The organism is Streptomyces malaysiense (assembly GCF_000980885.2).
Taxonomy (GTDB): domain Bacteria; phylum Actinomycetota; class Actinomycetes; order Streptomycetales; family Streptomycetaceae; genus Streptomyces; species Streptomyces malaysiense.
Window position 1 is genome coordinate 1 of the sequence record NZ_LBDA02000126.1, and the last position, 541, is coordinate 541.

Consider the following 541-nt stretch of genomic DNA (forward strand, 5'->3'; position numbering starts at 1 on the left):
CGCTGAGATTGAAAGGGTGGGGTGACAGGGGGCGTTGTCCCTGCTACATCCTCGTCATGAGGTATGCGGATGGCGGCGGTCTGACCGCCGCGGGGCGGGCGAAGCGTGAGGCGGTGCGTTTCGAGGCCGCGGAGATGTTCGAGCAAGGGGTGCGGCCGCCGGAGGTGGCTCGCAGGCTACGGGTGTCGCGGAAGTCGGCCTACGCCTGGTACGCGGCCTGGCGGGACGGCGGCAGATCAGCCCTGGCCTCGAAGGGGCCTGGTGGCTTTCCCTGTCAGCTCAGCGATGACCAGACCGAGCGCCTGCAGGCCGAGTTGGAGGCCGGCCCGGCCGCGCACGGCTGGTGCGAGGACCAGCGGTGGACCCTGGCCAGGGTCGCGGAGCTGGTCCATCGCCTGTTCGGCTGCCGGTACACCCCGCGTGGTGTGTCGTATCTGCTGCACCGGCTGGGCTGGTCACCGCAGGTGCCCGTTCACCGGGCCGTCGAGCGGGACGAGGAGGCCGTGGCCAGGTGGCGGTCGGAGCAGTGGTCACGGGTAAG

Annotated in this window: 1 protein-coding gene; it reads left to right on the forward strand. The window is 70.8% G+C overall.

What is annotated here, in order from left to right; translation table 11 throughout:
• Window positions 1-56: 56 nt before the first annotated feature.
• Window positions 57-541: winged helix-turn-helix domain-containing protein (locus VT52_RS33985; protein WP_071387752.1), on the forward strand; the 485-nt coding region annotated here is incomplete at its 3' end.